Here is a 5,275-nt window from a genome sequence, read left to right as displayed (position 1 = left end):
AAAAAATATTGTGTAAAGATTTTATTGATATAGTAATTATAGTAGGTACTAGATGATACCCAGTGATTTATCCCAAGGGAGATAAGCACTTGTTTATAACAGAAAACCAGCTAAAGTTAGTTAAATAAAACGATGGAGATAGAATATGAATAATATTTATGAAGAATTATTAGTAGAAACTATTTCGAAGAGTGAACCATTAACAAGAGTTTTGCAGGTTCTAAAAAAATTAAATCTGCCATTCGATTACTATGTAGGTGCAGGATGTATCACAAACACAATTTGGAATGAGAAATCTGGTTATGCCTTAGATTATGGTATTTCGGACATCGATATCGTTTATTATGACAGTGGAGATATCACATCCGAAAGAGAGAACGAACTTAAATTTGAACTTATAAGTCAACTTGGGGATTTCCAATTTAAGTTGGACGTAAAAAATCAAGCAAGGGTACATTTGTGGTATGAAAGTAAGTTCGGTTTTCCTATAAAACCATACCTTTCACTTGAAGCTGCAATCGATAGCTGGCCAACCACCGCAACTGCTATAGGAGTAAGAATGGAGAAAAATGATTTATTCAGCATTTATGCGCCATACCAATTGGATGATTTATTTTCCTTGGTGGTTAGGCCAAATAAACGTATGGTGACCAAAGAAATTTTTGGAAATAAAGCAAGTAAATGGAAAGATAAGTGGCCAAAGCTTGAGATAATTCCTTGGTAAAGCTGTAGTTGGCTTTAAAGCACAATTACAAAATTTATCCTTGAATGATAGATAGCGATACTTCCATAACGAGGTATCGTTTTTTTTATAGAACAAGGGTAGGTTTTTTGTAGAAGGTAGAGAGTGACTCTTATGATACAATTTTCTATAAAATAGGATAGTGAGGAGTTTTGCTTGTGCTGAAAAATAAGAAGATTATCGTAACGGGTGCTGCATCTGGAATTGGAAAAGCGGTTGTAAAACAATGTTTAGATGAAGGTGCTTCAGTAATAGCTTGTGATATTAATGCAGAAGCATTACTTGAGTTAAAGCAGAGACTAGATGATGCTTATTTTTTGGATACCTACCAGTTAGATGTTAGTAAATATGAAGAGGTAGTTACATTTTTTGAATATGTTGAAGCGGAACATTCTGATGTAAATGGATTAGTTAATAATGCAGGAATTTATTTAGCTCAAAATATAATGAACTATCAAGTTAATGAAATTGATAGAGTTCTAGATATTAATGTAAAGGGGTTTATTTATTTTACACAATTATTTGGCAAGAAGTTGTTTCAAACTCAACGTCAGGGAGTAATTGTAAATATGTCGTCTGTCTCAGGCATTGAAGGAAGTTCTGATGCCATTTATGGCTTATCAAAAGCTGCTATACTGGGTTTGACCAAAAGCTGTGCAATGAATTTTTCACCCTATATAAGAGTGAATGCTGTGGCTCCTACGATGGTGAACACCCCGATGATGGCTACAATTCCTGATTGGAGAAAAGAGGAGTATGTAACCCACGGTCTCATAAATACACCTGTAATGCCTGAAGATGTTGCTGATACGGTAGTTTTTTTATTATCAGAAAAATCCAAGCATTATACAGGTGCAACATTTGATATTAATAATGGAGGATATTTAAGGTAGCTCTTAATTTCTTATTGATTACGGGGCTTAGTAAATAAGCTAGAAGCGATATGAAAGCATGTTTTGCATGCTTTTTATTTTATGTGTTCGATTAGAGTACAGCTAGTTTTAAATTCTTTAAATGATATTTTGTACAGAAAATTTCCTATATAGTAGATATACTGAAGAGATTGTGAAGAAATACACTTAAACTAAAGAGGCATTTTTATTGAATAAAGAGGTTATCCTATCTAACCTAACACTATCCTAAAATGTAACACTACGTTTCACCTCTGTAACGTTTGTCTTTCGTAATGAATAATAACAGGTTATTTTTATTGGTTTCTATACCATAATTTCATATGATACAATATCAATATTACTTATTAATTACATTTAATAAGTTTTTTTGGACACTTATTAAATGTAATTAATAAGTTAATTACTAAAGGTATAACATTAGGGGGGAAACAAGATTATTAAATTGGTGTTAACTGATATGGACGGAACGTTCTTAAATAATATGGGTGATTTTAACAGAGAACTGTATAAGGACGTTAAAAAGGTATTGAAAGAAAAAGGCGTTGTTTTTGCTCCTGTTACAGGGAAGCAATGTGAGCGTGTAGAAGAATTATTTGGTGATGACTCAGAAGATTTATGGATTTTAGGTGATAGCGCCACTCGAATTAAGCATAACGGAGAATTTGTTTACGAATCTTTGCTAAGTAATAAATTGGGTCTAGAAATTATTGAGTTGCTTGAAGAAATCAGTCTTGATCATACCATTATTGCATGTACAAGAAGTGGTGCAGTCATAAAAGAAACTTTATCCCCTGAAGAAGCAGCTATTGTCAGAAGATCCTATGCACAAGTGAGGCAAGTCTCTGATTTTAATGAAATCACAGAGGATTTTGTTAAGATTACCATTCATGATCCAGCACTTAAATGTTTCGAAACTAGGGAAAAGTTATCCCGATTTTTTGAATCAGCTTATATTGTTGCATCGGAAGCAGCCTGGATTGACATTGCAAATGCGAATGTTCATAAGGGTACGACTGTTGAACACTTACAGAGCTTGTTGAATGTTACACCTGAAGAAACGATGGCATTCGGGGATGGTTACAATGATTTGGAACTAATGACTCGTGCAAAGTATAGTTTCGCAGTAAGAAATGCTGTTCAAGAATTAAAGGATGCGGCCAATTTTATTACCCGTTCAAATGAAGAAGATGCTGTTATGAAGACGATCATTGAGATATTATCTTTACAGTAAAAAGGAATTGGGTCATAGTGGCATGCTATGGCTCTGTTATTTATATTAAGTACAGAACGCAAAGATTATTAGGTAAGTAAAAGGAGAACTAGTATGTTTAAAAACTTGTTTAAAAAAAGTGTAAAAGCAGAGAATGAAGAAATTTATTCTCCCCTTGATGGAGAAGTTGTATCATTAGGAAATGTTCCTGATCCCGTGTTTTCACAAAAAATGATGGGGGAGGGTATTGCAATCATACCAAGGCTTGGAAACCTTACTGCCCCTGTAAAAGGTGAAGTAGTTCAGGTTTTCCATACTAAACACGCACTTGGAATTAAATCTGACAACGGGTTAGAACTGTTAATCCATATTGGTATTGATACGGTTGAACTAAACGGGGAAGGTTTTCAGGTTCTTGTAAAACAAGGACAATCAGTTAATATAGGAGATCCACTCGTAAACTTTGACATCCCTTTTTTGAAAAGTAAAAACAAAGAGATTATAACACCAATTATTATAACTAATACTAATGAAAGAATAGAAAACATTGTTCAAAATGCTCAGCAAGATGTATCTAACGGAGATCTTCTTATTACTTGTAAATTAAAATAATAAGCGAACTTGTTGGCATTCCTTTAAAGAGGAATGCTTCTTTTCTGTAATAAGAAAGAAATAAGGATTTGGATGCAATAAATTACAAGATTGGGAAGAAGTTGTACTTTAAGAAAAGGGTGCGATACTTCGATAAAAAAGTATCGTTTTTTCTTATTGAACTAAAGGGCAGGATAATTGAATAACAAGAGAAAGTTTAAACAATGAAAATAGCCGAGTTTATCTCGACTAATTTTTAATAGTATCATCTGAAATAGTTTTTAATATATTGTTTTTCTCTTTTTGTAATTTTAGAAAATATATCAGATACCAAACTACAAATACTATAGGAATTAAGTAAGTTAAAATAATAAGAAGAATCATCTAATCTAAAGTAGTCCTCCGTGTTTTAGGTAATGCTGTATTACATTATGTACATTATATCTTGATTTGCGTTCAAGTATTCCTAAACCTTATTCTGAAGGTATTGTTTAAGATGACTAGTACCTTTAGGTGAAATTACTGAAGAGCAGGTTGATAGAACGTTCGACATTAACGTTAAAGGAACCATCTTTACTGTTCAAAAAGCATTATCACTATTCCCAGACAAAGTAGGTTCTATTATTGTAACGGGCTCTACTGCTGGATCAATTGGCAACCCAGCGTTTAGTGTATATGGAGCATCTAAAGCAGCATTAAGAGCACTAGTTCGCAACTGGATTCTTGACCTAAAAGGTACTGAAATCCGTGTAAATGTGGTTAGTCCAGGAGGTATTCTTACACCTGCCTACGATGAGCTTTTTGGTGATGCACTTGAAGAGGTACTGGAAAATAGCAGAAATACTGTTCCAGCTGGAAAAGTTGGGACACCTGAAGAAGTAGCAAACGCTGTATCTTTCCTTGCTTCAGACGAAAGCAGTTACTTGACGGGTGTTGAATTGTTCGTAGATGGCGGGCTAGCACAGGTATAATTTCACTGCGCAGAGATTACAAATAGTCCCCAAAAAAGGTTAATGGGGATTTACTTGAAGAAGTCGTATAAAAAAGTCGTTTTCCTTAAAGGACAGGGAATTCGACTTTTTTATGTTTGAATTTGATTAACGTTGTAAATTCTCATTTTCCTGGGGCTACCACTAAATGACCTGTAAAAAAGATTACTTTGTGAATAAATGTACTTAAAGTAACGGGTGCTTTAGTTAAGTAGGGCATAAGAATTTTCAAAGCATGTTTAGCATGCTTTTTATTTTTGTGTTTAATTAGAGTACATCCTGTCAATTTAGGAGTTATTTTCATACGTTTAGGTGATATTTTCACTTGCATTAAATTCTTAGGTAATTCCAATATAAAAGCATGTTTTGAAATATTAAATCAAAACATGCTCTAAAAGATAACTCTTATTAAACTAAAGGAGCCGTTGCTTTAAGTACATTCTTTCACAAAGTTAGCTCAAATAGATGTTATTTGAATGCGTAGTATATTTTATGATGAATATAATGTTTCACTATCGAAATTGAAAAAAGAACTTCGAATAAGAAAAACATAGGGAGTTTTTAGTCTTCCTATGTTTTCATTCACATTATTTATCTGTTTGTTTTTGCTTCTTTTTCAAATACTCCGCACGAAGTTTTTCAAGTTGCTGCTTTTTATCAAATTTGGCAGGTGTTTGTTTTTCATGAAACTTCGTCACAGCTACCTGACCTTTATGATCCAATTGATATTTTCCCACTTTGTTCACCTACTTTTTTTTCCTTAAAGAAAATCTATTCTACAAATATAATATACCTTATTTTACTGAAGTAAACCTTATTACTTTATTGG

5 protein-coding genes and 1 pseudogene are annotated in these 5,275 nt (G+C 33.1%); 5 read left to right on the top strand and 1 reads right to left on the bottom strand.

The genetic code is table 11. The features are described 5' to 3' along the window. Positions 1-145 precede the first annotated feature (145 nt). The 5 genes and pseudogenes from HU235_RS11840 to HU235_RS11820 form a co-directional block, all read left to right on the top strand. Complete coding sequence (locus tag HU235_RS11840) at positions 146-724, top strand: nucleotidyltransferase family protein (protein ID WP_174880344.1); 579 nt, start codon at positions 146-148, stop codon at positions 722-724. A gap of 176 nt (positions 725-900) precedes the next feature. Then, a complete protein-coding gene (locus tag HU235_RS11835; protein WP_174880343.1) occupies positions 901-1,635 on the top strand; it encodes an SDR family NAD(P)-dependent oxidoreductase in 735 nt (244 codons plus the stop codon). 454 nt (positions 1,636-2,089) lie between these two features. Further along, positions 2,090-2,887, top strand: coding sequence for an HAD family hydrolase (locus tag HU235_RS11830; protein ID WP_174880345.1), 798 nt, complete (start codon positions 2,090-2,092; stop codon positions 2,885-2,887). Between the two features lie 93 nt (positions 2,888-2,980). Then, complete coding sequence (locus HU235_RS11825) at positions 2,981-3,478, top strand: PTS sugar transporter subunit IIA (RefSeq protein WP_174880342.1); 498 nt, start codon at positions 2,981-2,983, stop codon at positions 3,476-3,478. 482 nt (positions 3,479-3,960) lie between these two features. After that, positions 3,961-4,428 (top strand): annotated as a pseudogene (locus HU235_RS11820) (SDR family NAD(P)-dependent oxidoreductase); the annotation flags it as partial. A gap of 605 nt (positions 4,429-5,033) precedes the next feature. Here the strand turns inward: HU235_RS11820 and HU235_RS11815 are convergent. Beyond that, complete coding sequence (locus HU235_RS11815; RefSeq protein ID WP_174880341.1) at positions 5,034-5,183, bottom strand: hypothetical protein; 150 nt, start codon at positions 5,181-5,183, stop codon at positions 5,034-5,036. Between the last annotated feature and the right edge of the window lie 92 nt (positions 5,184-5,275).

This window comes from Metabacillus niabensis, from assembly GCF_902829255.1.
Taxonomy (GTDB): Bacteria; Bacillota; Bacilli; order Bacillales; family Bacillaceae; genus Metabacillus; species Metabacillus niabensis.
This window is presented reverse-complemented; position numbering and strand designations above follow the sequence as displayed.

Excerpts from the sequence above, each read along its gene's own strand:
- HU235_RS11840 (WP_174880344.1), top strand. The coding sequence starts at position 146 with ATGAATAATATTTATGAAGAATTATTAGTAGAAACTATTTCGAAGAGT.
- HU235_RS11825 (WP_174880342.1), top strand. The coding sequence starts at position 2,981 with ATGTTTAAAAACTTGTTTAAAAAAAGTGTAAAAGCAGAGAATGAAGAA.